Source organism: Mycobacterium sp. IDUB_37 (genome assembly GCF_055419245.1).
The window spans coordinates 309219-334236 of the sequence record NZ_JBVAXG010000002.1 but is presented as its reverse complement, the minus strand read 5'-3'; the positions used below and the strand labels follow the sequence as shown (position 1 = coordinate 334236).

Here is a 25018-nt window from a genome sequence, read left to right as displayed (position 1 = left end):
GAAACACCGGGTGCGTGGCCACGGCAACGCGGACATCCCGAGGCTCAGACGACCTAGCGTCCTCGCTGGTGTTTGACGAGGTCGGCGGCCGCTGGCTAGCCGTGGCCGCAATCCCCGACAAGTGTCTGACCAACCCGACCGAATCCTGGCAGGCTTATACGCTCACGCCAGGCCCCGACGGCACCCTGACCGGCGAATTCGTCCGGACCAGCGCGAAGACCTGCCGAGACAAGAGAACGCTGACTTTGACCCGCACCGGCGACCTTGACGTCAACATGGTGACTGACCCGGCGACCCTACCGCCACGGGTGGCATCGCCCGCCGAAGCTTTGCACGGCCACTATCACTTGATACGCACCTTTCAGCGCGGAATTCCGGGCCCGCCGGCCGATGCCGCAGTCGCCACCACGTGTCTACGCACCGGCACGCAGTGTGCCAGCTACTTCCACGGGAGTTCGGGTGACCTTCCGCTGATATTCGCCAACGGCATCTGGAGCCTGGACACCGAAGAGGATTACCCATGTCCGGCCGGTGGCATCACGCATTTCAGTATCAGCGCGCACTTTCCGCTGCCCCAGCCACCACAGAATCCGATCCAGCTGCTCAGCGGACACGGGCGCCAGATACAGACGGGCAACTGCGCGATCGACACGGAGTTCGAGCAGACAGCCGCGCGCACAGGCGATTAGCGTTGGGTGGCTAGCTCAGCGCGGGGATCACTTCCCGCTCGAACAACTCGATACCCGACCGGTCATACGCGGCTTCCGGGAAGTAGCAGATGGCGTACTCGCAGCCGAGATCACGCACCTTGGACAGCCGCTCGATGACCTGTTCCGGCGTACCCGTCGCCCCATCCGGCATACCGGAGGCCATCGAATCCGCCAGCGCCTCCGGCACATAACCGGCCAGTCGGTCGCGTACCCGCTGCTGCCGGTCTTTCACCTCGGCCTCCGAAGTGCCCAGCACCGCAGTGAAATTCGACGACCGGACGATCGCGTCGAAGTCAGTACCCAGGTTGCGACAGTGCTCCGCGAGCACCTCCGACTTGTGCGCAAACCCCTCCAACTCCGGGGTGAAGTTCGTGTACTGCGCGTACTGCGCGGCGATCCGTAAGGTCTTCTTCTCGCCACCGCCGGCGACCCACAGCGGAATACCATTGTCTTGCAATGGTTTCGGAGCAACGATCGCGCGGTCCACCTGGTAGTGCTTGCCGTCGAAACTGACCTTGCCGTCCCGCCAGGCGTCGCGCATGATCTGCACTCCTTCGTCGAGCCGGCCCAGCCGTACTCCGGCCGACGGGAAGCCGTAGCCGTAAGCGCGCCACTCGTGTTCGTACCAGCCGCCGCCGATGCCCATCTGAACCCGGCCACCGGAGATGAGGTCGGTGGTGGCCGCTACCTTTGCCAAGTACACCGGATTGCGGTAGCTCATCGCGGTACACATCTGGCCGAGCTTGATCCGTGAGGTGACCGCGGCATAGGCCGCCATCAAGGACCAGGCTTCGTGCGTGGCTTCGTCGCTGGGCACCGGAACCGTGTGGAAGTGGTCGTACACCCACAACGAATCCCAGGCACCCCCGTCGGCGTAACTGGCCAGACCCTTCATCACCGCCCAGTGCTGCTCGGGTGCGATGCCGACGAGATCCATTCGCCAGCCCTGCGGGATGAAGAGACCGAAGCGCATAGCCGTGACTTTAGACCGCTCTCCTAAACGCCCAACGCAGCCAGCGCTGCGGCCACCGAAAGCTCCCGCAGTTCCTCACGCGGCGCCTCGGGAAACTGTAGGCAGCAGTCCTGCAGACCACCGAACGCCAGCACCGCCCGAGTGGCTTCGGCCAGCGTCGGTTCGGGGCCGAACACCAACTTGCCGAGCCTCTCCCGCCAGGCCAGCACGGTATCGACGAGGCCCAGGTCGGCCAGCATCGTCAGTTCGGCCAACACCAGCATCAGGTCATCACGGTGCCGGTGGTGAAAGTCGAAGTAGCCGTACAACAACTCGCGGACGTCGGTGTCACTTCCGCCCTCCCGCTCGGCGACGAACCGTTCCCCTTCGTCGATCAGCGGCACCAGAATGCTGCGCACCAGGTCTTCCCGCGAACTGAAGTGGTAGTACAGCGCGGGCTTGGTAATCCCGAGTTCGTCGGCGATGTCTTGCAAGCTGGTTCGTTGCACGCCGTTGCGGGAGAACAGATCGCGAGCGGCCTCCTGGATGCGCTGCCTGGTGTCCGACCTGGGCTTGGTCACCGGTCTAGCGTAACTGACTTACCGATAGGTAAGCTGACCAACGGGCTTACCGAACGTTAAGTAAGGAGGGCGTCATGCGCATTTTGATCTCAGGCGCCAGCGTCGCCGGGCCGGTACTGGCCTATTGGCTCGCCCGGTACGGCTTTGACGTCACGGTTGTCGAACGCGCCCCGCAACTCCGTAAGACCGGTGGCCATGCCGTCGACCTGTTCCGGCCGGCGATGGAAGTCTCGGAGAAAATGGGCGTGCTGTCCCGAATCGAGGCCTTGGCCACCGGCACAACCGAAATGACGTTATACCGCCAAGGCGCCAAGCACCCGGCACGGATCGACATCACCAAACTCGTTGCGGCTGGGTCCGACCGACACGTGGAGATCATGCGCGACGACCTCAGCGAGGTCTACTACAACGCCGGTTGCGACGAGGTCGAGTACATGTTCGGCGACTCGATCACCTCGATATCCGCCGACGACGGCGAGGTGACTTTCGAGCACGCCGCGCCACGCCGCTTCGACGTCGTGATCGGTGCCGACGGGCTGCATTCCAACGTTCGCCGACTCGTCTTCGGTGAAGACGCCGGTCGTACCCAGTTTCTCGGCGGCTATCTGGCCGTGTTGTCGGTGCCGAAATCGTCTGCGCGCGATGGCGAAATGGTCATCCATCTGGGAGCCGGCCGCATGGCCGGGATCTACACCGCGCAACCCTTAGACGATGCACGCGCACTATTCATGTTTCGGCGCAAGGATGAATTGCAGTACCACCATCGAGATGTACTGCGCCAGCACCAAATACTGCGAGCAACGTTCGACGGAATGAATCCGACGGTGGACGGGTGGCTGGATCAGCTCGACCGCGCACCGACTTTCTACTTCGACTCCATCATCCAGTTGCAACTCGAAACCTGGTCGCGCGGACGGGTCACCCTGGTCGGCGACGCCGGGTACTGCCCGGGGCCCGCCGTCGGCGGGAGCACCAGCATCGCGGTACTCGGCGCCTACATACTGGCCGGCGAGCTGGCAGCGGCAGGCGGCGACTACACGGCGGCATTCGCAGCCTACGAGCAGCAGATGACGGACCCGGTGCGTCGCAGTCGCGCCTTTGCCCGCACGGCGGCGAAGAGCATCGTGCCGAACTCTGCGGCCGGCGTTCTGGCCCTCACCCGTGCCGGACAACTGATCACGCTGCTGCCCGCAGGACTCACCAGGGCCGCCGCCAAGCTGAATACCAAGGGCGCCAGGCTTTTCGACTCGATGCAGTTCAAGGACTACTCGCACGTCTAGGCACGGTCACTTAAGAGAGGAACAAAGCACATGCAACTCACTGGTCTCGGAATATGGAGCAGCCAACTGCGCTACAGCGATGCATCCGAAGCCGCCGACGCCGCAGCGGAATTGGACGAACTCGGCTTCACTGCCCTATGGATCCCCGACGTTGGTGGGCCGGTTTTTGACGCAGTAGGTCGGCTGCTCGCAGCGACCAGACGAACCGTCATCGCCACCGGAATCCTGAACCTCTGGATGCACACCGCCGACGACGTCGCCGCCTCCTACGCTGCACTGACCGGAGAACATGGCGATCGGTTTCTGCTGGGGATCGGAGTCAGCCATGCACCGCTGATCGACGCCGGGCAGCCGGGGCGGTATCGCAAACCACTGGCAGCAACGGCATCCTTTCTCGACGCGTTGGATGCCACCGAAAAGCCCGTCCCCGCTGACCGGCGAGTGCTGGCGGCGCTGGGCCCCAAGATGCTGGAGTTGTCCGCGAGCCGCGCCGCCGGGGCCCACCCCTACCTGTCAACGCCCGACCACACCGCTTCTGCCCGTGCGACTTTGGGTGATGGCCTGTTGTTGCTCCCGGAGCAGACCGCAATCCTGTGCGACAGCGTCGATGAGGCGCGCAGTATCGGAACCGATTGGCTCCGATCGTATTTGGCGTTGCCGAACTATGCCAATAACCTGTTGCGGAGCGGATTCTCCAAAGACGATCTGACCCAGGTGAGCGATCGCCTGTTCAACGCAGTCATCGCCTGGGGCGACGAGGAAGCAATCCTGCGGCGGGTCAACGAGCACCTTTCCGCCGGGGCGGATCATGTCTGCGTGCAGGTGCTCGATGCCGACCCGCAGGTTTTTCCCAGAGAGCAGTGGCGCCGGCTTGCTGCCGCCCATGAGACCAACTAGAGGCTGAGCATGGCGCTCAACCACCGGCTCAAGCACCTGCAGTATCGGATGTTGTACCGGCTCGGCGTCGTGCCTTGGGACGGTCACCCGATCGGCAACAAGCTTCGAGAACTCGTTGAAGTCGACGCTCTGCCGGCCGGCGTCGCACTCGACATCGGTTGCGGCACAGGGGACAACTCGATCTACTTGGCCAACCACGGCTGGCACGCAACCGGAATCGACTACGTGGCACAGGCTCTCGACAAAGCCCGCGCCAAAGCCAGCGCAGCGGGCGTCGACGCCAGATTTGTGCGCGCCGACGTTACCCGGCTGAGCTCGGCGAGAGTCGGCCAAGCTTTCAGGCTGATTGTCGACAACGGCTGCCTACACGGCATGAACGACGACGACCGCGATGCCTACGTCCACGAGGTCACAGCGCTGTCGACAACCGAGACCCGCATGCTCGTAATGGCGATGGTGCCCGGCCGGTCACCAGGAGTACGCGGGATCGATCTGCAAGAGATACAGCGACGATTCACACCGGCTTGGACACTGTTGTCCTCTGGCGATGAACCAACCCTGGACCACAACGGCAAAAACCCCGGCCGCTACTACCTCTTGCAGCGCGCTTCCTAGCGCGGGCAGACGTAAAAGCCCCCAAAACAACGCTGTTTTGGGGGCTTTACGTCTGCTCGCGGCAGAAAAATTACGTCAGCGAGTCCGGCGGCAAGAAGCGCTCGCCATACTTCTCCGCCAGCTCACGGGCACGGGCCACGAAGGCCTCCTTGCCGCGGCCGAGCGGGCCTTCGTAGCCCACGATGTACTGTGCGCTACCGCCGGTCCACGGCGGGAAGCCGATGCCCATGATCGACCCGATATTGGCGTCGGCCGTGGACGTCAGCACGTTCTCGTCGAGGCATTTCTGCGTTTCCAGCGCCTCGGCGAACAGCATGCGATCGATCATGTCCTGCAACGGCGGCTCCGATGAGCCCGACTTGAACGTGTCCCGCAGGCCCGGCCACAGGCCTGAACGCTTGCCTTCGGGGTACTCGTAGAAGCCCGCGCCCTTGAGCCGGCCAGACCGACCGAGCTCAATCATCTTCTCTACCACGGCTTCTGCCGGGTGCGCCTCGTACTTGCCACCGGCGTCTTCGATGCCCTTGCGAGAAGCTGTGGCGATCTTGTGCATCAGCTCCAGGTTGAGCTCGTCGGACAGCTGCAGCGGCGGCGCCGGGTAGCCGGCCTGCGAACCCGCCTGCTCGATGCTGGCCGGCTCGACGCCCTCACCGAGCATCGCCAGCGCCTCGTTGACGAAGGTGCCGATGACACGCGAGGTGAAGAAACCGCGGCTGTCGTTGACCACGATCGGTGTCTTGCCGATGGCCAGGGTGTAGTCGAACACGCGGGCCAGCGCCTCGTCGGAAGTCTTCTCGCCCCGGATGATCTCCACCAGCGGCATCTTGTCGACCGGTGAGAAGAAGTGGATTCCGACGAAGTCTTCCTGCCGCTTCACGCCCGTTGCCAGACCAGTGATCGGCAGCGTGGAGGTGTTCGACCCCAACAGGGCGTTGGGCTCGACGACGTCCTCGATCTCCTGGAACACCTTGTGCTTGAGTTCCTGGTTCTCGAAAACGGCTTCGACGATGAAGTCGACGCCCTTGAGGTCGGCGGGGTCAGCCGCCGGAGTGATCCGCGCCAACAGGGCGTCACTCTTCTCCTGGGTGGTGCGACCCCGCTCCAGGGCCTTGGCCTCCAGCTTCTCGGAGTAGCCCTTGCCCTTCTGAGCGGCCTCGAGCGAAACGTCCTTGAGCACCACGTCGTAACCGGCCTTCGCCGAGACGTAGGCGATGCCCGCGCCCATCATGCCGGCGCCGAGGACGCCGATCTTGTTGATCTTGACCGGCGCAATGCCGTCCGGCCGCGACTCACCATTGTTGATGGACTGCAGGTCGAAGAAGAACGCCTGGATCATGTTCTTGGACACCTGGCCGGTGACCAACGTGGTGAAGTAGCGGCTCTCGATGCGGCTGGCGGTGTCGAAGTCGACCTGTGCACCCTCGACGGCTGCCGACAGGATTGCCTTCGGTGCCGGCATCGGGGCGCCCTTGATCTGCTTACGCAGCAACGCCGGGAACGACGGCAGGATCGACGCCAGGCCGGGCGACGACGGAGTGCCGCCGGGGATCTTGTAACCCTTTTTGTCCCAAGGCTGTTCGTGGGCGTCGGGGTTGGCCTTGATCCATGCCTTGGCGGCCGGGACCAGTTCTTCGACGGTCGGCAGCACCTCGTCGATCAGACCGAGTTCCTTGGCCTTGGCCGGCTTGAACCGGGTGCCCTGCGACAGGACATTCATGAAAGCGTTTTGGATGCCGAACATGCGCACCGAACGGGTGACGCCACCGGCACCCGGCAGCAAGCCCAGCGTCGCCTCGGGGAATCCGAACTGCGATCCCTTGACGTCGGCCGCAATACGGTGGTGGGTCGCCAGCGCGATCTCCAGGCCACCGCCGAGCGCAGCGCCGTTGAGCGCGGCCACCACTGGCTTGCCCAGGGTCTCGAGGGTGCGCAGCTGCTTCTTGACGTTCTCGACCAGATCGAAAGCCTCACCGGCATTTTCCGGACCGATCTGGATCATGCTCTTGACGTCACCACCGGCGAAGAAGGTCTTCTTCCCACTGGTGATCACCACACCGGTGATCGAATCCTTCTCGGCGACAAGGCGTTCGACGGCCTTGCCCATCGACTCGATGTACGCCTCGTTCATGACGTTGGCCGATCCCGATGGGTCGTCCAGAGTCAGCGTGACGATGCCGTCGTCGTCCTTGTCCCACTGAATTGTGTTGTCGGCCATGTACTTAAACCCTCTCGATGATCGTCGCGACACCCATGCCGCCGCCAATACACAGCGTCACCACGGCGCGCCGGGCGTTGCGACGCTCCAGCTCGTCGACCATGGTGCCGAGAATCATTGCGCCGGTGGCACCCAACGGGTGGCCCATGGCGATCGCACCGCCGTTGACGTTGAGCTTCTCGTCCGGGATGTTCAGGTCCTTCTGGAACTTGAGCACCACCGACGCGAACGCCTCGTTCAGCTCGAACAGGTCGATGTCGTCGACCGTCAGGCCGGCGCGGTCCAGCACCTTCTTGGTGGCCGGGGTGGGTCCGGTCAGCATGATCACCGGGTCGGCGCCGCTGGTCGCAGTCGCCACGATGCGCGCCCGCGGAGTCAGCCCCTGCGACTTGCCCGCGGCCTCGTTCCCGACCATGACCAGCGCTGCGCCGTCGACGATCCCGGAGGAGTTGCCACCGGTGTGGACGTGGTTGACCTTCTCGACGTAGTGGTACTTCTGCAGCGCTACATCGTCAAAGCCACCCATGGCCGCGAGGGCCTCGAAGGCTGGCTTCAGCTTGAGCAGACCCTCCCGGGTGGTCTCGGGACGCATGTGCTCGTCGTGGTCGAGGATCAGCAGACCATTCTGGTCGACGACCGGCACCACGGACTTGGCGAAATAGCCGCCGGACCATGCCTCGGCCGCCTTCTCCTGACTGCGCAGCGCGTAGCTGTCGACATCGTCGCGGGAGAAGCCCTCGATGGTGGCGATCAGGTCGGCGCCGATGCCCTGCGGGACGAACATGACGTCGTAGTTGGTCGCCGGGTCGAGGCCCATGGCGCCGCCGTCGGATCCCATCGGCACGCGGCTCATCGACTCGACACCACCGGCCAGTACCAGGTCGTCCCAGCCGGAGCGCACCTTCTGCGCGGCGGTGTTGACGGCCTCCAGGCCGGACGCGCAGAAGCGGTTGAGCTGGACGCCGCCAGCGGTGACGGGCATGCCGGATGCGAGCACCGCGGCCCGGGCGATGTCGCCGCCCTGGTCACCGACGGGCGAGACGCATCCCAGGATGACGTCGCTGATCAGGTTCTCGTCAAGGTCGGGGTTGCGCTTGCGCAACTCGTTGATGAGACCGACGACCAAGCTCAAAGGCTTGACCTCGTTCAGCGAGCCGTTTCGTTGCTTGCCACGCGGCGTGCGGATGGCCTCATAGATGAAGGCTTCTTCGGACATGTAAATTTCCTGTTCCAAAATGGGAAGGGTTTGGATCCGCTTAAAGAATAGGTCCAGTAGGGGCACACTAACAAAGCGTTCGGCCAACCTGTTGGTTGGGAGGGATATTGCAGGTCAGGACCCTCGACCGGCCGCCCTCGCCGACCAGTGTGAGGCCGAACACACACTCGGTGCCGAATGTGTTGCCGGCCGCACGCTCACCGGCCACTTACCCGCCTAAGCTCGACCACCATGACGGTCCCGCGGCTGCAGCCCTACGCGACCACGATCTTCGCGGAGATGTCCGCGCTGGCCGCGCGTATCGGCGCGGTCAACCTGGGACAGGGGTTTCCCGACGAGGACGGCCCTCCCGAAATGCTGAAGGCCGCCCAGGACGCGATCGCCGACGGCATCAACCAGTACCCGCCGGGACTGGGCATCGCACCACTACGCCAAGCCATCGCCGACCAGCGCCGGCGGCATTTCGGCATCAGCTACGACCTCGAAAGCGAGGTACTGGTCACGGTCGGGGCGACCGAGGCCATCGCCAGCGCCGTGTTCGGCCTGATCGAACCCGGCTCCGAGGTGCTGCTGATCGAGCCGTTCTACGACTCCTATTCGCCGGTGCTGGCGATGGCCGGCGCGCACCGGGTGGCGGTGCCGCTGGTCGCCGACGGCAGCGGCTTCGCACTCGACGCCGACGCGCTGCGGCGTGCCATCACACCGCGGACCCGAGCCCTGATCGTCAACTCGCCGCACAACCCGACCGGCGCCGTGCTCAGTGCGCCCGAATTGCGGGCCATTGCCGAGATCGCAGTGACCGCAGACCTTCTGGTGATTACCGACGAGGTCTACGAGCACCTCGTGTTTGACGACCGTACCCATATACCGCTGGCGGGCCTCGACGGAATGGCCGAGCGCACGATCACCATTTCGAGCGCCGCAAAAATGTTCAACTGCACCGGCTGGAAGATCGGATGGGCTTGCGGCCCAGCACAACTCATTGCAGGCGTGCGGGCAGCGAAACAGTATCTGAGCTACGTAGGCGGGGCCCCGTTCCAGCCGGCCGTGGCACTGGCACTGAACACCCAGGACAACTGGGTGGCGACCCTTCGAAGCACGCTGCAAGCCAGACGGGACCGGTTGTCATCGGCACTGGCTGACATCGGCTTCGCGGTGCACGACAGCTACGGCACCTATTTCCTGTGCGCGGACCCCCGACCACTGGGATACGACGACAGCACCGAGTTCTGTGCGGCACTACCCGAAAAAGTCGGCGTAGCCGCCATCCCGATGTCAGCCTTCTGCGATCCGGCGGCCAAGCACGCCGATGTTTGGAATCACTTGGTCCGCTTCACATTCTGCAAGCGCGACGACACCATCGACGAGGCAATCAAGCGACTGGCCGCGCTGCGCTAGTCGCCCAGCACCCGTTTGCGTAGGTCTTCCAGCGCCGTACTGAGGATCTTCTTGCGAACCATTTTCGCCCAGAATTCCGGCAGCGGCGCGAACGGTTCGACGGTCATCGTGAACCGCACCCGGGTCCGTTCCTCACCCTCCATGGTGAGGTTGTACTCGCCGTGCTGGCCGTGTTGCTGGGCGGTCCGATTCGCGTCCCACACCACCCAGTCCGGCCCCCAGTGATATTCGAGGATTTCGGTATCGATGATCCCTGTGACTTTGATAGCGACCTTGACATGGTGGGGGCGACCATCGGGATGAGTGTCGATGACTTCGGCCCGTTTGTGCACCGACGACCACGACGACAGCGCATTAATATCTGCGAGCACGTCAATAATCTTCTCGACGGATGCGTCGATCAAAATGTCGGACGATGCTTGGATGGCCATTGCTATCAAGTTAGCAACGGAGTCCCGCGATCCACGGCGAAACGCACTGACAGCGGCGGGATGCGCTAGTCGACTGGGTCTGGGCCGTCAGCCGTCCCGTTTTCGACCAACTTGCGCAGCCCTTCGGTCGCCGCAACGAGAGCGGCGTTACTTGCGCGTTTGACGATGAAGGCCGGCACGGGCCCGGACGGTTCTACGGTGATGTCAAACCGCACCCGAGACTGGTCGACGCCCTCGGGCTTGACCGAATACTCGATGTGCTGACCGTGTTGCTGGAACGTCTTTTTGGCGTCCCAGACCACCCAATCCGGACCCCAGTGGTATTCCAGAATCTCGTTGTCGACAAGGCCCAGAATCCTGACAGTCGCTTTGACATGACGCGGTAGGCCGTCGGGATAGCTGTCGATTACTTCGACCTTCTTGTGCAGCGGCGATAACAGTGGCAGCGCGCTGACATCTCGCAGCGCCTCCATAACCTTCTCCGGCGCCGCGCTGATCACAATTTCTCGCGATGCTTGAACAGCCACTAAAGCAAAGCTAGCAACGCCGGTCCAGTCTCGTGGGGTGTTGCGTCAATTACTTGTTACCAGCCGATTTCGGTCAGCGCCGTGGTGCTGGCCGGCGGCGGGCCCACCGGCCCGGCCGGCGTACGGGAGAAGCGCGGCGCGGGTGCGGCCTGCGAGAAACCGTGCGCGGTGATCACCGTCGATCGCGCGGTCAGATGCGCGTCGGTGGCCGCTTCACCCCAGCTCAGCACCGGTGTCACGCAGGCGTCGGAACCGGCGAAAACCTCGGTCCACTCGTCGCGCGTACGGCTGGCAAATTTCTCGGCGAACAACTCGCGCATTCGTGGGAACGCTCCGGCGTCGAGTTGGTTAGGCACCTCGTCGGTCGACAGCCCGAGCCCAGACAGCAAGGCGGCGAAGAATTGTGGCTCGATTGCGCCGACTGCGACGTATTTGCCGTCCGAGGTCTCGTAGCACCGGTAGAACGGAGCGCCGCCGTCGAGCAGAAATGATTCACGCTCCTCGCGGAGCGTCCCAGACGACTTCATCGTCCACATCATCTGGGCGAGCACGCTGACACCGTCGACCATCGCGGCATCGATGACCTGCCCGGTGCCGGATCGCTCCCGCTCATACAGCGCCGTCACGATGCCGAGCAGCACCAGCATCGAGCCGCCGCCGAAATCAGCAACCAAATTCAGGGGCGGCGTCGGTGGTCGATCACGGTATCCGAGCGACGACATGGCGCCGGTCTGCGACAGATAGTTGATGTCATGGCCCGCGGTGGAAGCGAGCGGCCCATCCTGTCCCCAGCCGGTGATGCGCGCATAGATAAGACGAGGGTTTACCGCTGCGCAGTCGTCCGGTCCGATACCGAGTCGCTCGCAGGTGCCGGGGCGAAAGCAGTCCAGCAGCACATCGGCTTTCGCCGCCAACTCCAGCAACACCTCGGGCTGGGTCTTGACATCCAGATCGACGATTCGCTTGCCGCGGTGCAACAGGTCCCGATCCTCGGCCGGCATCCTTAAGCCACCGGGCCGTCGAATCCGCACCACGTCGGCCCCCAAATCGGCGAGCACCATCCCCGCGTGCGGCCCAGGTCCGATACCACCAAGTTCGATGACCTTCACCCCGGCCAGCGGCCCCCCGCCAAGCCCGTCCGTCACAGGGACTATTCGCCCCTTTTGACCTTCAGCACCCGCGAACGCAACTCCTGGGTCGCGGAGTCCATCGTCCCCTTGACGGCACGCTTGAGCACGAAACCGGGCAATGGCACGTTCGGGTCGACGGTGACCTCGAATCTGACCAAGGTCTTGTCGCCCTTCGGAACCAGGGTGTACTTCCCGTCCTGCGATTTCTGCTGGCTGGAGCTGACCAACGTCCAGCTCACCTCGTTGCCGTTCCAGGTGTAGGCGATCACCTGTTCGTCGGTGATTCCGGCCGTCTTGACCTTCATATTGACCTGGCTCGGCCGCCCGTCGGCACCCGTCTCGAGGATTGCTGCGCTGACGTGCGGTCCCGACCATTCGGGCATCGCCTCGAAGTCAGCGATGACGTCAAGGATCTCGTCAGGGCTGGCTTCGATGACGATTTCGCGGGTTTCTTTGATTGCCATGGCCGCACGATATCGCGGGAGCGCCCCGGCGGGAATAGGTGTTTCAAGGCGTACCGTCGATTTCGTGACTGACTCCGTATACACCGTGGGCGACTACCTTCTCGACCGCCTTGCCGAACTCGGCGTCTCGGAGATCTTCGGAGTTCCCGGCGACTACAACCTTGCATTCCTCGACCACATTTTGGCCCATCCGAAGCTTCGTTGGGTCGGCAACGCCAACGAGCTCAACGCGGGCTACGCGGCCGACGGTTACGGTCGACTTCGCGGATTATCTGCTTTCGTAACAACATTCGGCGTCGGCGAACTTTCGGCCGCCAACGCCATCGCGGGAAGCTACGCCGAACACGTGCCAGTCGTCCACATCGTCGGCGGCCCCTCCAAGGATGCGCAGGCCACCCGCCGGGCGTTGCACCATTCGCTCGGCGACGGCGACTTCGAGCACTTCTTTCGAATCAGCCGTGAGATCACCTGCGCCCAGGCAAATCTCATGCCGGCAACCGCTTGCAGAGAGATCGATCGGGTGCTATCGGAGGTACGGGAGCAGAAGCGACCCGGGTACATCCTGATGTCCACCGATGTGGCCCGCTTCCCCACCGAACCGCCCGCGGACCCGCTCCCTCGTTACACCGGAGGCACCAGCCCACGGGCATTGGCGATGTTCGCTGAAGCCGCCACCGAACTCATCGGCGATCAACAGCTGACGGTGCTCGCCGACCTGCTGGTGCACCGCCTGCAGGCGGTCGCGGAACTGGAGGAACTACTGGCGGCCGACGTGGTGCCGCACGCGACGTTGATGTGGGGCAAGAGCCTGCTCGACGAGAGCTCACCGAACTTCCTGGGTATCTACGCGGGATCGGCAAGCGCAGACCGTGTCCGCACCGCGATCGAGCAGGCGCCGGTGCTGGTGACCGCGGGGGTGGTGTTCACCGACATGGTCAGCGGCTTCTTCAGCCAGCACATCGACCCGGCCCGGACCATCGACATCGGCCAGTACCAGAGCAGCGTGGCCGACAAGGTCTTCGCACCCCTGGACATGACCGCCGCGTTGGAGGCGCTGACCACCATCCTGACCACTCGCGGGATCAGTTCACCCCCCGTCGCAGCGCCGCCCGCCGAACCGCCGCCGCCCACGCCGCAGCGCGATCAGAAGGTGACCCAACAGCACCTGTGGAACAGGCTGTGCGCCGCGCTCACCCCGGGCAACGTGGTGCTGGCCGATCAGGGGACCTCATTCTTCGGCATGGCGGACCATCGGTTGCCGCACGGGGTCACCTTCATCGGCCAACCACTATGGGGCTCAATCGGTTACACATTGCCAGCCGCATTCGGCGCCGCGGTGGCACATCCCGACCGCCGCATTGTGTTGCTGATCGGCGACGGGGCCGCTCAACTAACCGTGCAAGAACTCGGCAGCTTCTCTCGCGAAGGGCTGTCGCCGGTCATCGTGGTGGTCAACAACGACGGCTACACGGTAGAGCGCGCGATCCACGGAGAAACGGCTCCCTACAACGACATTGTCAGCTGGAGCTGGACCGATATCCCGCGCACCTTAGGTGTGGCGAATCCGCTGGTGTTCCGAGCCGAGACGAACGGCGAACTCGACGACGCACTCACCGCGGCCGCAGAACACCAGGACCGCATGGTGTTCGTCGAAGTGGTGTTGCCGCAACTCGAGATCCCGCCCTTGCTAGCGCAACTCGTCGGGCCGATGCAGCCGAAAGGCGACTAGAGCTAGTGGTGCGCCCGGTCGTCGCACGATGACGCGATGATCGCCCGCACGGTGCGCCGGCAGCGTCCGCAATCAGCGCCGGCACCGCAAGCGGCGGCCACCTCGTTGCAAGTGGACGCGCCGGCAGCGACAACCTCGACCACCGTGTGACTGGTGACGCCGTTACAGAGGCATACGAACATCGCGCAATCCGCTTATTCCGTGCCGATCCGCATCATGTCGAAATACCGGCCGACGAACAGCGGCGGGTAGGCGCCCACTCCCGCACCACCCCTCATCCACTGCGCCGTGGCGTCCGGATGGTCGATCCACTCGCGTGCATCCTTTTCGTCCGGAAACTCCTGCAGGATCAACACTTCATGGGAATCATCGAAAGCCTGAAAGACCCACGTCTTTCGCACCCCGGCCGCGGCGAACCGATCCATCGCGAACCCGACCTCGGCCGCCAGTGTCGACACGTCGTCCACCGATGCGAAGGCAGCCAGCACGACTCCGGGCGCCTTCGGCGCTAAAGAGGGCGTGGTGATGAACCTTTCGACGATCTCGCCGGCGAAGACCGCAGGGATGTCCTCGACACCCGCCTCGTCGAACCAGTCGAAGAACACTCGGGAGCGCAGCAATTCCACGATCGGCTCACGGCTGTGTACGCCGATCATCACGAGCACCCGGCCATATTCGTGGGTAGACGAGTAGACCAAGACGTGGTGAGCACCGATGTCGGCGAGCGCCGCCTTGTTTCGTTCGAGCAGCGGCCACACCCGGCTCGGATCAGGAATACGGTAATCCGACGCGATGACCATCGAATGAATGTCGCCGTCACTCATTGGCGCCGCCCCTAAGCCGGATTGAACTGCGAAATAAGCCACTTTCCATCGTTTTTCGTCAACGTGACAAGAACGCTGCTTGACGTCATCGTCGGCTCCGGCCGGTCTTTGCTCTGCGTGCTCTGGTTGATGAACAGCAGGACAATGGCCGAGTCGGGGTGAAATTCGGTCAGCGCGCCACGTAGCACCACCGCACTCGTCTTCACTGACTTCTGTTTTGCTGCCGGGCCGACAATCTGCTGCGAGAACTGGTCGTAGTAAGACAGGAACTCGCCCGTCAAATGCGATCTCGCAGTGGAGAAATCGTGGTCGAGCGTGTCCGGCGAATACGACAGAATCGCAATGGTGCCATCAGTGGCCGCCGCGATTGCCGACTTGGCGGCCGCCTGATCAACCTCGCGATCCGGCTTGTAGGAGAACCAATACAGCCCGCCCAGCACCGCCAGCGATGTCACCACCAGCACCGTCACCAGGGCGACACCAATGTTTCCCGACCATCTGCTCCGCCGCCCCGATGACGAGAAACCCTTCACCCGCCCGGTCAGGCGCTGGAACTTTCCGGCACTCGCAGTGGGTTCGGCCTCGTCGGCCTTATCGGCCTTCTCGGCCTTCGCGGCCTTATCGGTGACCGAAGTTTCCTTGGCGGTCACGGCACGAACTCCACTCTCGACATCTTGAGCTGCCCGCCCTCACGGGTGACGGTCACGATCAGCCGGTATTTTCGTGGATCTTGTTTGGCGCCAGCAGCATTGGTCACTTCCGAGGTGCTCGCGACCAGCACCACCGCTGAATTATCGGTCAGCGTATCGAGGTCCACCGCGGTGGCCTGAACCGAGCCCTGCGATATCACCTGAGACTGTTCGACGACATTGGTGAAGTCTTGCGCCATCTTCACGAAATCGTCCTTGAATGTGCCGGTGGAGACTTCGAGGATGTTGCGCACACCTTCCTTTGCGTGTGCGAAGTCCAATGATGTCAACGTCACTACGCCCTGCTTGGCAGCCGCGGAGTACTCGGCAACGAGTTGGTGCTCGCGGTTCGCGTTCTTGTGCAAGATGGCCATCTCCACGCTGGCCCCTAATGCAGCAAAGCAAACGAGGACAGCGAAGACCGCTGCAACCACGGACAGGTTCGGGCGCCGGATCCCACCCACCCAACGCCGCACCAAACCAGTGGACGATTCCTCGGGTGCGGCTTCCTCCGTCTCTTGGAGAACCTCTTCTTCGTGCGCCTCGTCGGCGGGGGCAAGTGTCTTTTTGCCAGCAGCCGGACTCTTCTCGAGCTTGACTTTCTCCGGCTCGTCGGCAGCGTCGGTAGCCGCCGGCTCGTCAACCGGCTTCGTCTTAATCAGTTTGGGCTTTTTGGTCTTGCGCACCTTGACCGTGGTCGGCTCCACGGTCTTGCCCGCATCCGCACCGTCGTCTACCGACGGTGCGGGATCTGCGGGAATTGCGTCCTCTGCAGCAGTTTTGGCTGGTGCCTCGACTGGCTTGTCGGCTGGCTCTTCCACGGCAGCCAGTTCGGCTTCGCGGCGCAACTGAATTGCCCGAGCGCGGGCCCGGGCGGCAGCGGCCAGCGCCTCAGCTTCGGCAGCCTCCGCCTCCGCCTGATCGGCCAGAGAACGCATCTCCGCGGCGGTCTGCGGTGAGTCGCCCTTGTTCACCGGAGCCAAATCCGAGTCGGCAGCACCGCGGCGGGCGCCGCCACGCTCCGCTCATCGGTTCGAGAACGAGGCTGCTCGTCGGTCAATCTGTCACTCCTCTACCGCTGGCCCGTCGGTGACAAATCCGTTGGTCGCCGACGATATCGGACGGTCGAAACTGTGTGCCCGTTCCGATGCCGTGCGGGTGCGACGGGCGTCGCCGTTGGCCACCCTACTCGGCACCCGCGATAGCGCGTGAACATTTGGGCAGCTCACGACCGTTCCCGTCGGTAGCCCTCGGAGAGGCAGATTATCACCGTCTGCCCAGGACATTACCTGCCATACCGAAGCATCACCCTCAAAATGCATGACAAGCTGTGGAAATAGCATTCTCGAATCGGACATATCGCCGCACTTTCAAAACTGACCTCAGCGTCAGCGAAGCAGGTCTTTGACTACCTTGCCGGTTGCATTGAGCGGCAAGGATTCCAGGAACTGCACTGATCGTGGCACCTTGAACCCCGCCATGCGGTCCCGACACCAGTCGATCAATTCATCAACGCCGACAGCGCTTTTGCGGACGACGAACGCTTTCCCGACTTGCCCGAGCCGCTCATCGGGTACACCGATCACCGCGGCCTGCGCGACGGCCGGATGGTTCAGCAGAAATCCTTCGATCTCGGCTGGATAGGCGTTGAACCCGCCGACGATGTACATGTCCTTCTTGCGTCCGATGATCCGCAGCCGGCCCCGCTGCGGTCCACCGTCAGCCCCCGTGAAGTTCCCCAGGTCGCCGGTATGCAGCCAACCGTCGGCGTCGATCGCGTCGGCGGTGGCGGCGGGATCGTCGAGGTAGCCCGCCATCACGCCATAGCCGCGGACCAGAACCTCGCCGTCGTCGGCGATGGTTACCTCGACCCCTTCGCACGGCACGCCTGCCGTCGTGGCCACGTCCTCGAAAGAATCACCCGGCCTGGACAGGGTGACGTTGCCGGCCTCGGTGAGGCCGTACCCGGTCATCAACGTCTGGAACGGTAACTCGTGATGAATACGGCGAACCAGTTCGACGGGGATGTCGGCGGCTCCGGTCACTCCTGCCCGTAGCGTCGACAACCGCGCTTTGTCGCCGATCGTGAGCAACGAGTGATACAACGTCGGCGGCCCGGGCAGCATCGTGACCCGTTCGCGCTCAATGAGATTCACCACCGTGTCGATGTCGAACACCGGCACCGGCAACATCGTCGCGCCCCGCAAGAAGGATGCGACGAGGCCGGCTTTCAATCCGAAGGTGTGGAAGTACGGATTGATCTGCAGGTAGCGGTCGCCCTGGCGCAGGTCCGCCAGCGTCGCCCACTCCTCGTACATCCGCAGGGTTTGACGGTGATTCATCATCGCGCCCTTCGGACGGCCAGTCGTGCCCGAGGTGAAGATGATGTCGGAGACGTCGGCACCACTCACCGATCGCTCGAAAGGTGATCCACTGGACAGGAAGTCCGATTTGAGGTCGATCACCGGGACACCCGCGGGCGCGCTGTAGTCCTGGCCCAGAAATCCCGTCTCCACAAGGACCGCTTTGACTCCGCTGCGGACGATGATGTCGCCGGCTTCGTCCGTCTTGAAGCGGGTATTGACCGGCACCAGCACGCCGCCCGCAGTGAGCAACCCGAACGCGGCAATTATCCAGTCGGCCGAATTGGGCGCCCAGATGGCCGCCCGGTCGCCCTTATCGATCCCGAGCTCGGCGAAAGCACCTGCAGCGCAGCGTATTCGATCGACAAGCTCAGCGAAGGTGTAGCGCAGCGGACCGTCCACGACCGCTTCCGCATCGCCGAAACGGTCCGCCGCACTCAAGACCATCTCGGGGATGGTCTCCCACAATTGCGCGCCTGTCACACCGTGACAAGCCGGGCGAGGTTACCGCCCATGATCTTCGCCTGGTCGTCGGCGGACAGATGCGACAGCGCCTCGATGTAATAGGTCGGCTCCGCCAGTCCCTCGGGATGCGGCCAGTCCGAGCCGTAGAGCACCTGATCAACACCGACGAGGTTGACCAGGTCGTCGATGCCGTCCTCGAAGAACGGACTGACGTGAATGCGATTCTTGACCATCTCGACCGGGTCGCTCGGAAACGCCTCCGGGGCCTTTCGGAAGACCTCCGCCAGGCCATCTAGCAGCGGGTTCATCCACTTCGAACCGGCCTCGACGATGGCGACCTTCAGCTTGGGGTGCCGGTAGAGCGCACCGTGGATCACCCACGACCCCACCGAGTCCTGGATCGGCCGCCACTCGTTGAGGATGCCCATCGCATTGGTTTGGAACGGCAGCATCTCCGCGCTGGCACCATCCCACTCGGAGGTGTACCGGGAGTAGCCACTGTCGCTGGAGTGCATACCGACCAGCACGTCGTACTCGACGACCCGCTCCCAGAACGGGTCGAACTCGGGCAGCGCGAACGACCTTGGACCACGGAAGCCGGGGACCGGAGCCGGCCGGACCAGGATGCAACGCGCACCGCGCTTTACCGCCCATTCCAGCTCCTCGATCGCCTTCTCGACGATCGGCAGGGTGATGACCGGGGTGGTGAAGATGCGGTTCTGGTAGTTGAAGCCCCAGACTTCGTCGAGCCACTCGTTCAGCGCGTGGACGAGAACGTGGATGGCAACGGGGTCGTCCGACAGCCGCTCCTCGAGGAGGCTGGCCAGCGTCGGGAACATCAGGGTGCGGTCCAGGCCCAGCTCGTTCATCTTCTCCAGGCGCGGACCAGGCTCGAAGAACGCCGGGATCGCGCGCATCGGCTCACCGAACAGCTCGCGTTTCGACTTGCCGTCCGGGTTGCCGTACTTGAAGTACTCCTCCCAGGCGCCCGGCCGGGCGACGACCTCGAAGGTCGGGTTGGGAATGTAGTTGCTGATCTGGCCGCGGATCGCGATCTTGGTGCGTCCGTTGATCTGCACGTACTGGACGTGGTTCTTGTACTCCTTCGGCAGGAACTTGGTCAGCGCCTCCGGCGGCTCGTAGAGATGGTTATCTGCGTCAAATATCGGGAACGGAACGTCCACCCGATGCGACAACTGACCCATGGAATCCTCCTTCGCAATTTCTGAGAATAATATTCTCATACGGCGTCATACGCAATGCGCGCCGGTCACCTCGCGATCGCAAGCGCCGGCCCGAACCGGGGCAGTTCAGCTCAGAATGCGGGGGTCAGCACTTCGCGCTGATCTTGAAGTCGGCACTGGACGCTTCGGTGGGTTTTGCGGTGCTGGCGCCGTTCGCAGTGCCGGTGATGACGAAGGTACTGCCGTCGAAGCGGGTGCTTGCCGCTTCCCCGCTGCCCTGCGAATACGTGCCGGTGAAGCCACCGAAATTGTGGAAGCGGACCGACGTCGCGGTGCCCGGATGCTTCCGCTCGTCGAGAACGACCGTGGCGCCCGACGCATCGTCGCCGAGCTGAATGGTGCGGTACCACTCCTGCTGGTAGCACCTGACGAGGTCGGGTTTGACGTCATTGCCGTTGACGGTCGCGGTTGCGGTGCTGGCGAGCTGGCCCTGTGACGGTGTGCTGCAGGCGCCGACGACCCCTGTCGCCACCACCACTGCCGCTACGACCGCGATCCGGTTCTGCATCTGGCACTCCCTGTACAGCTTCTCGACCTGCATTGATGATGCTATTCTCCGTGCACGAGAATGCCAATATCGCTGTTCTCGCCTGAGGAGCTATCACGCATGGTCGACCTGGAGTTCGACGACAGCGACACCGGGCTGGCGGTAATTACCATCGACCGTCCTCATGCCCGCAATGCCATTGCGCTGGAAACCATGGACCAGCTGCAGCAGGCACTCGATGGCGCGACAGGCGCTCTGGCCCTGGTGATCAAGGGTGCCGGCGACCGGGCGTTCGTCTCCGGCGGTGACCTCAAGGAGCTGAGCGCCCTGCGCACCGAGGAGGACGCTGCGGCGATGGCGAAACGGATGCGGTCCGTTTGCGACCGGATCGCCGCCTTTCCGGCTCCGGTGATCGCCGCGTTGAACGGGCACGCCTTCGGTGGGGGTGCTGAGGTCGCTGTTGCCGCCGACATCCGGGTGGCCGCGGACGACATCAGGATCGCCTTCAACCAGGTGCAGCTGGAGATCATGCCGGCGTGGGGCGGCGCCGAGCGGTTGGCCGCACTGGTCGGCAAGAGCAGGGCGCTGCTGTTGGCGGGTGCGGGAACCCCGGTTGATGCCATCGACGCCGAGCGCCTGGGCTTGGTAGACGTGGTGCTGCCACGGGCATCCTTCGACTCCGCCGACAAGGGCTGGCGGTCGATCGCGGTTTCGCTGGCCCGCCGTCCGGCCGCCGAGATAAAGCGCGTAATCAGCGGTGTTTCCGCTGATGAGGCGATAGCATCGTTTGCACGGTTGTGGGTGGCGGACGCGCATTGGCAGGCCGCCGAGCGGGTCATGAATCGCACAGCCAATCCTCGCCCAGCTGCCGGAGGAGCGATATGACGGCCACCGCAATAAGGCAACTCAGCGTCAGCACAGCGATGCTGCTCGGGGCGGTAGGTCTAGCCGCGGGCACCGGCATGGCGCGCGCCGATGACGACCCGCCCATGCATCAGGTGGTCTACACCATCTCCGCCCAGAATCCGATCTACGCGGATATCTACTACGGCGATCAAGATCCGACGAAGTTCTCTGACTACAGCCACAACCCCTACACCTTCACGCCGAATATCCAGGCCGACATCGCGCCGGGCCGGCCGTGGACTCAGCAGGTGATGCTGATCAATCCGGACGCGTGGGCGATGGTCAGTGTCAGCACCGCGCGACAACCAGGTATCCCGAATTTTCACTGCACGGTGTCAGTTGACGGAGCCGTCGTCGTATCCAAGGACGGAGCCAAAGGGGTGCTCTGCTCGCTTCGCACCTGGTGAACCACCCACACCGCAGGTACGTCGGTGATCGGTTGCGGCTCGCCTTCCAGTCGGCGCAGTTGCGCTTCGACGAATTCGAGGGTTTCCCGGTGACCACCCGACATGCCCATCGCCTGCTCGAGCACCAGGAACCGCGACAGGCTGGTCATCAGCACGGTGAACACAGCGGGCGACACAAAATCGGCGATGATCTTTTTCTCCGCCTCGTATTGCTTGAGAGCGGCCGCCACCACCTGGCGTTGCTCCTCGCGGAAACGCTCGGCGTAGTAAGCGATTTCGGCCCGCATTTCCTTCCGGTGATTCGCCAGCGCCATGAATTCCATCGAGATGCGGGTGAAGCCGGGATCGGTGCCGAATCTCCACAGCGCCCACAACGGCTGCGGCGACTTCAGCAGCAGCGCTTGGGCCTGCAGGCCTTCCTCGGCGCGGCGGCGAAAGACCGCCAGGAACAGCTCCTCCATGGTGCGGAAGTAGTAGTGCACCAGCTGAGGTTTGAGTCCCGCCTTGTTCGCCAGTCGTCGGGATGTCACTGCGGCATAGCCCTCTTCGAGCATCAGCTGCTCAGCCGCGTCGAGCAGCAAGCCGCGATTCTTCGCGTCTGGCGCTCCGATCCTGCGGGCCGATGTCATGCCCCTACCCCGTACTCTCTGCGCTCGCCTGGCAGTCACGCCGATCGTATCCACTGGGCATGGTTGAACCCCGCCGCACACCGACCGTGTGACCTTGACCACGACAATACTGCCATGCTAAGCAGGTGCTCAGCAGAGGAATCGAATTCAGGCGACGCCAGCTCTCGTCGCCGACTGACCATTGGGCAACCCCGGATTAGGGGACAGCTTGGGGAGGCACGCACCAAATGACCACTTTCGACTCGATCGACTTCTTCACCGACCCGTCGTTGGTGCCTGATCCGTACGCGTACTTCGACTACCTGCGCGACCAGAATCCGGTGTTGCGACTGCCGCACTACGGGGTTATCGCCGTCACCGGATACGAGGAGGCCACCGCGGTCTATAAGGACGTCGAGTCCTTCTCGAATTGCGTGGCGTTGGGTGGCCCGTTTCCGCCGCTACCGTTCCAGCCCGACGGTGACGACATCAATCACCAGATCGACGAGCACCGGGAGAAGTTCCCGATGTTCGAGCACATGGTCACCATGGATCCACCGGATCACAGCAAGGCGCGGTCGATCTTGAGCCGCCTGCTGACACCGAGCAGGCTCAAGCACAACGAAGAATTCATGTGGAAACTGGCCGACCGGCAACTCGATGAATTCCTCGTCAACGGCGAGTGCGAGTTCATCAGCGAATATTCAAAGCCGTTCGCCACCTTGGTGATCGCCGATCTGCTCGGTGTTCCCGAAGAGGACCACAAAGAGTTCCGAGTCGTCTTGGGCGCCGACCGTCCGGGACGAGTCGGAGCACTGGACCACGAGTCCGTAGGAGTCAATCCGCTGGAGTGGCTCGACGAGAAATTCAGCTCCTACATCGAAGACCGGCGCGCCAACCCGCGTGAGGACGTCCTGACCGCTCTGGCGACCGCGAAATACCCGGACGGGTCGACACCGGAGGTCATTGAAGTGGTCCGGTCGGCCACCTTCCTCTTCGCCGCCGGCCAGGAGACCACAGCCAAGCTGCTCAGCGCCGCACTACACGTGATCGGCGACCGGCCGGACATTCAGCAACAGCTTCGCGACGACCGCAGGCTGATTCCCGGCTTCATCGAGGAATCGCTGCGCATGGAAAGCCCGGTCAAGAGTGATTCGCGGCTGGCGCGCAAGGCCACCCAAGTCGGCGGAGTGGACATCGCGGCCGGCACCGTGGTGATGGTGCTGCCGGGTGCGGCCAACCGTGATCCGCGCCGGTTCGACAACCCGCACGAGTTTCGTCTGGACCGCAAGAATGTCCGCGAGCACATGGCTTTTGCGCGCGGAGTGCACTCCTGCCCAGGCGGGCCGCTCGCCCGGGTGGAAGGCCGGGTCTCCATTGAACGAATTTTGGACCGGATGGCCGACATCAGCCTTAGCGAGTCCGAGCACGGTCCGGCCGACAATCGCCGCGTCACCTATGAGCCGACCTTCATCCTGCGCGGGCTCAACAATCTCCATCTCAGCTTCACACCGCAGAACCTTCCGCGGGCGTAGCGGCTACCACTGGTCAATCGAGCCTGAGGAAAGCGCCTGGCGCAGAGTGGCGGCCTGGTCGCGGGCGGAGAAAACCCGATAGCCACGCTCGCCCAGTTCGCGGCGCGCGCGCTCGTCGCCGACTAGATCCACGCAGCGATCGACCAATTCACCGTAGGTGGCGAACGCGATGCCACTTTCCAGGCCCGACTCCAGATCGCGATCCTCCGCCAGACCCACGCCACGCTCGGAGACCACTGCGCGCTTGTTGGCGAGCAGATACGAAAGCCGCACAATCTCGAAGACCGGCGTCCGCATATAGGCGTCCTGATGCAGGTTGATGACGATCTTCGCGCGCGCAATCCAGTCATCCCGGCGCGCGCCGTACACGCCGAATAGCGACTCGACACGTAGACCTCGGGCACGCAAGCCGTCGAGAACGACCTTCCGCCGTTCATCCACAGTGCCGTAGAACAACACATCGACGTCCTCGGTGGCCGGGACGATTCGGGTCAACTCGGGGACATACCCGATCGGCACGTGTGTGGGCCGGGGCAGCTGCCACGCGGCAAACCGCTCGATATTCGCCCTGCTGTAGTCCCACACCGGGTGCCGCCGCAGGATGTCGAGGTACGCCGGCGTCATCCAGGCCGAGTTGGACGCGACTTGTTCGAGGTTGTACAGGATCGCGTTCTTGGGCGGCTTCAGGCCGAAAAAAGGCATCAGGTTCGAACCCAGCACGATGGTGCGGCAGTCCTCGAGGTCGAGCCTCGTGGTGAGCTTCGATTCGTGACCAAGCGACAGAAGCGCGTGGTGCACTGTCTCCGCTACCTCGAAAAATGCACCCGAATGCGCATAATCGGGGCGCGACACAATCGCGACGGCGAACCGCGTGGGCGGATGGTCCTGCACCTGACCGGTCGAGCGTCGCGGGTCTGCCCCGCCGCGGCCACCGCCGCCCAGCAGGTCACGGATAGCAGCATTGCCCCCGCCACCCGCCGTGCCGTACCCGCCAGTCACGTTCCAATGCTCCTGTGCGTGTGCTTCCACCGGACGGACGTACTGTGCCATCCGTGTGAGATCAGTGCAACGCCAGGCCCACAAAGTAGCTGCCGAACAGCCCGGCTGCGATCAGCAGCACCCAGGCGTCGGTCAGCCGGCGAAGCACCGCGGGGGCTTCCCTGACCTCCATGAATTCCCGAAAGATGATGCGCACCTTGATCAGTGCTATGACGATGACGCCCGAGGTGACCACCGCATTGGATTTCAGCGATCCGTTGGCCGAGTGGTCTACCACGAGGTAGCCGAGTGTGAGCGAGGCCAGTACCACCCAGACGACCAGTAGCCTCGTGTTGAACTTCACCGC

At 63.5% G+C, this 25018-nt stretch carries 26 protein-coding genes and 1 pseudogene; 9 read left to right on the top strand and 18 right to left on the bottom strand.

The features are described 5' to 3' along the window. Nucleotides 1-68: 68 nt before the first annotated feature. Nucleotides 69-689, top strand: coding sequence for a hypothetical protein (locus ACZY1I_RS08160; RefSeq protein WP_463753846.1), 621 nt, complete (start codon nt 69-71; stop codon nt 687-689). A 10-nt stretch (nt 690-699) separates the two neighbouring features. On the opposite strand, the gene ACZY1I_RS08155 is transcribed toward ACZY1I_RS08160, so the two are convergent. Both ACZY1I_RS08155 and ACZY1I_RS08150 read right to left on the bottom strand, forming a co-directional pair. After that, nucleotides 700-1683, bottom strand: coding sequence for an LLM class F420-dependent oxidoreductase (locus ACZY1I_RS08155; RefSeq protein WP_463753845.1), 984 nt, complete (start codon nt 1681-1683; stop codon nt 700-702). 23 nt (nt 1684-1706) lie between these two features. Continuing rightward, complete coding sequence (locus tag ACZY1I_RS08150; protein WP_463753844.1) at nt 1707-2243, bottom strand: TetR/AcrR family transcriptional regulator; 537 nt, start codon at nt 2241-2243, stop codon at nt 1707-1709. A gap of 74 nt (nt 2244-2317) precedes the next feature. On the opposite strand from ACZY1I_RS08150, the gene ACZY1I_RS08145 reads away from it, so the two are divergent. From ACZY1I_RS08145 to ACZY1I_RS08135, 3 genes are read left to right on the top strand one after another with little or no spacing between them, the layout of a single operon-like run. Next, complete coding sequence (locus ACZY1I_RS08145) at nt 2318-3523, top strand: FAD-dependent monooxygenase (RefSeq protein WP_463753843.1); 1206 nt, start codon at nt 2318-2320, stop codon at nt 3521-3523. 30 nt (nt 3524-3553) lie between these two features. Next, entirely contained in the window at nt 3554-4420 is an 867-nt protein-coding gene (locus ACZY1I_RS08140) for an LLM class F420-dependent oxidoreductase (protein ID WP_463753842.1), read from the top strand. A 9-nt stretch (nt 4421-4429) separates the two neighbouring features. After that, nucleotides 4430-5035 carry a class I SAM-dependent methyltransferase gene (locus ACZY1I_RS08135; RefSeq protein ID WP_463753841.1) on the top strand — a complete coding sequence of 202 codons (606 nt, stop codon included), beginning with the start codon at nt 4430-4432 and terminating at the stop codon, nt 5033-5035. Nucleotides 5036-5105: 70 nt separating this feature from the next. On the opposite strand, the gene ACZY1I_RS08130 is transcribed toward ACZY1I_RS08135, so the two are convergent. Both ACZY1I_RS08130 and ACZY1I_RS08125 read right to left on the bottom strand, forming a co-directional pair. Further along, entirely contained in the window at nt 5106-7250 is a 2145-nt protein-coding gene (locus tag ACZY1I_RS08130) for a 3-hydroxyacyl-CoA dehydrogenase NAD-binding domain-containing protein (protein ID WP_463753840.1), read from the bottom strand. A 4-nt stretch (nt 7251-7254) separates the two neighbouring features. Beyond that, complete coding sequence (locus ACZY1I_RS08125) at nt 7255-8466, bottom strand: acetyl-CoA C-acetyltransferase (protein ID WP_463753839.1); 1212 nt, start codon at nt 8464-8466, stop codon at nt 7255-7257. 231 nt (nt 8467-8697) lie between these two features. Here ACZY1I_RS08125 and ACZY1I_RS08120 point away from each other — a divergent pair. Continuing rightward, a pseudogene (locus ACZY1I_RS08120) lies at nt 8698-9907 on the top strand (pyridoxal phosphate-dependent aminotransferase). Here the strand turns inward: ACZY1I_RS08120 and ACZY1I_RS08115 are convergent. From ACZY1I_RS08115 to ACZY1I_RS08100, 4 genes are all read right to left on the bottom strand, one after another. After that, nucleotides 9861-10295 (bottom strand): SRPBCC family protein, encoded by a 435-nt coding sequence (locus tag ACZY1I_RS08115; protein ID WP_463753838.1) that lies wholly within the window; start codon nt 10293-10295, stop codon nt 9861-9863. The pseudogene ACZY1I_RS08120 and the gene ACZY1I_RS08115 sit on opposite strands and share 47 nt — an antisense overlap. A gap of 65 nt (nt 10296-10360) precedes the next feature. Continuing rightward, entirely contained in the window at nt 10361-10822 is a 462-nt protein-coding gene (locus ACZY1I_RS08110; RefSeq protein ID WP_463753837.1) for an SRPBCC family protein, read from the bottom strand. Nucleotides 10823-10878: 56 nt separating this feature from the next. Further along, entirely contained in the window at nt 10879-11967 is a 1089-nt protein-coding gene (locus ACZY1I_RS08105; RefSeq protein ID WP_463753836.1) for a CaiB/BaiF CoA transferase family protein, read from the bottom strand. Nucleotides 11968-11972: 5 nt separating this feature from the next. Continuing rightward, nucleotides 11973-12416, bottom strand: a complete 444-nt coding sequence (locus ACZY1I_RS08100) for an SRPBCC family protein (protein WP_463753835.1) — start codon at nt 12414-12416, stop codon at nt 11973-11975. Here ACZY1I_RS08100 and ACZY1I_RS08095 point away from each other — a divergent pair. Then, nucleotides 12415-14145 carry an alpha-keto acid decarboxylase family protein gene (locus ACZY1I_RS08095; protein WP_463753834.1) on the top strand — a complete coding sequence of 577 codons (1731 nt, stop codon included), beginning with the start codon at nt 12415-12417 and terminating at the stop codon, nt 14143-14145. The genes ACZY1I_RS08100 and ACZY1I_RS08095 overlap by 2 nt on opposite strands. Before the next feature lie 2 nt (nt 14146-14147). On the opposite strand, the gene ACZY1I_RS08090 is transcribed toward ACZY1I_RS08095, so the two are convergent. The 7 genes from ACZY1I_RS08090 to ACZY1I_RS08060 all read right to left on the bottom strand — a co-directional run bounded on the left by ACZY1I_RS08090 (nt 14148) and on the right by ACZY1I_RS08060 (nt 20238). Continuing rightward, entirely contained in the window at nt 14148-14327 is a 180-nt protein-coding gene (locus ACZY1I_RS08090; RefSeq protein WP_463753833.1) for a (2Fe-2S)-binding protein, read from the bottom strand. 12 nt (nt 14328-14339) lie between these two features. Beyond that, nucleotides 14340-14969 carry a fatty-acid--CoA ligase gene (locus ACZY1I_RS08085; protein WP_463753832.1) on the bottom strand — a complete coding sequence of 210 codons (630 nt, stop codon included), beginning with the start codon at nt 14967-14969 and terminating at the stop codon, nt 14340-14342. A gap of 11 nt (nt 14970-14980) precedes the next feature. Then, entirely contained in the window at nt 14981-15619 is a 639-nt protein-coding gene (locus tag ACZY1I_RS08080; protein ID WP_463753831.1) for a twin-arginine translocation pathway signal, read from the bottom strand. Then, a complete protein-coding gene (locus ACZY1I_RS08075; RefSeq protein WP_463753830.1) occupies nt 15616-16632 on the bottom strand; it encodes a hypothetical protein in 1017 nt (338 codons plus the stop codon). The genes ACZY1I_RS08080 and ACZY1I_RS08075 overlap by 4 nt, the downstream gene beginning before the upstream one ends. A gap of 414 nt (nt 16633-17046) precedes the next feature. Next, complete coding sequence (locus ACZY1I_RS08070) at nt 17047-18504, bottom strand: FadD3 family acyl-CoA ligase (protein WP_463753829.1); 1458 nt, start codon at nt 18502-18504, stop codon at nt 17047-17049. Beyond that, nucleotides 18501-19691 carry an amidohydrolase family protein gene (locus ACZY1I_RS08065; RefSeq protein WP_463753828.1) on the bottom strand — a complete coding sequence of 397 codons (1191 nt, stop codon included), beginning with the start codon at nt 19689-19691 and terminating at the stop codon, nt 18501-18503. The genes ACZY1I_RS08070 and ACZY1I_RS08065 overlap by 4 nt, the downstream gene beginning before the upstream one ends. 124 nt (nt 19692-19815) lie before the next feature. Further along, nucleotides 19816-20238, bottom strand: coding sequence for a lipoprotein LpqH (locus ACZY1I_RS08060; protein ID WP_463753827.1), 423 nt, complete (start codon nt 20236-20238; stop codon nt 19816-19818). Nucleotides 20239-20337: 99 nt separating this feature from the next. Between ACZY1I_RS08060 and ACZY1I_RS08055 the strand changes: the two genes are divergently transcribed. Further along, nucleotides 20338-21102, top strand: a complete 765-nt coding sequence (locus ACZY1I_RS08055) for an enoyl-CoA hydratase/isomerase family protein (RefSeq protein ID WP_463753826.1) — start codon at nt 20338-20340, stop codon at nt 21100-21102. A 38-nt stretch (nt 21103-21140) separates the two neighbouring features. Beyond that, nucleotides 21141-21530 (top strand): hypothetical protein, encoded by a 390-nt coding sequence (locus ACZY1I_RS08050; protein WP_463754343.1) that lies wholly within the window; start codon nt 21141-21143, stop codon nt 21528-21530. Here ACZY1I_RS08050 and ACZY1I_RS08045 read toward each other — a convergent pair. After that, nucleotides 21446-22159: a TetR/AcrR family transcriptional regulator gene (locus tag ACZY1I_RS08045; RefSeq protein WP_463753825.1), complete on the bottom strand. Its 714-nt coding sequence runs from the start codon at nt 22157-22159 to the stop codon at nt 21446-21448. The two genes, ACZY1I_RS08050 and ACZY1I_RS08045, sit on opposite strands and share 85 nt — an antisense overlap. A gap of 227 nt (nt 22160-22386) precedes the next feature. Here ACZY1I_RS08045 and ACZY1I_RS08040 point away from each other — a divergent pair, with 227 nt between their 5' ends. Continuing rightward, nucleotides 22387-23673 carry a cytochrome P450 gene (locus tag ACZY1I_RS08040; RefSeq protein WP_463753824.1) on the top strand — a complete coding sequence of 429 codons (1287 nt, stop codon included), beginning with the start codon at nt 22387-22389 and terminating at the stop codon, nt 23671-23673. Between the two features lie 3 nt (nt 23674-23676). Here ACZY1I_RS08040 and ACZY1I_RS08035 read toward each other — a convergent pair whose 3' ends face one another. Then, on the bottom strand, nt 23677-24723 hold the full coding sequence (locus tag ACZY1I_RS08035; protein WP_463753823.1) for a CgeB family protein: 1047 nt from the start codon (nt 24721-24723) through the stop codon (nt 23677-23679). Between the two features lie 10 nt (nt 24724-24733). Continuing rightward, nucleotides 24734-25015, bottom strand: a complete 282-nt coding sequence (locus ACZY1I_RS08030) for a cytochrome C oxidase subunit IV family protein (protein WP_463753822.1) — start codon at nt 25013-25015, stop codon at nt 24734-24736. Nucleotides 25016-25018 lie beyond the last annotated feature (3 nt).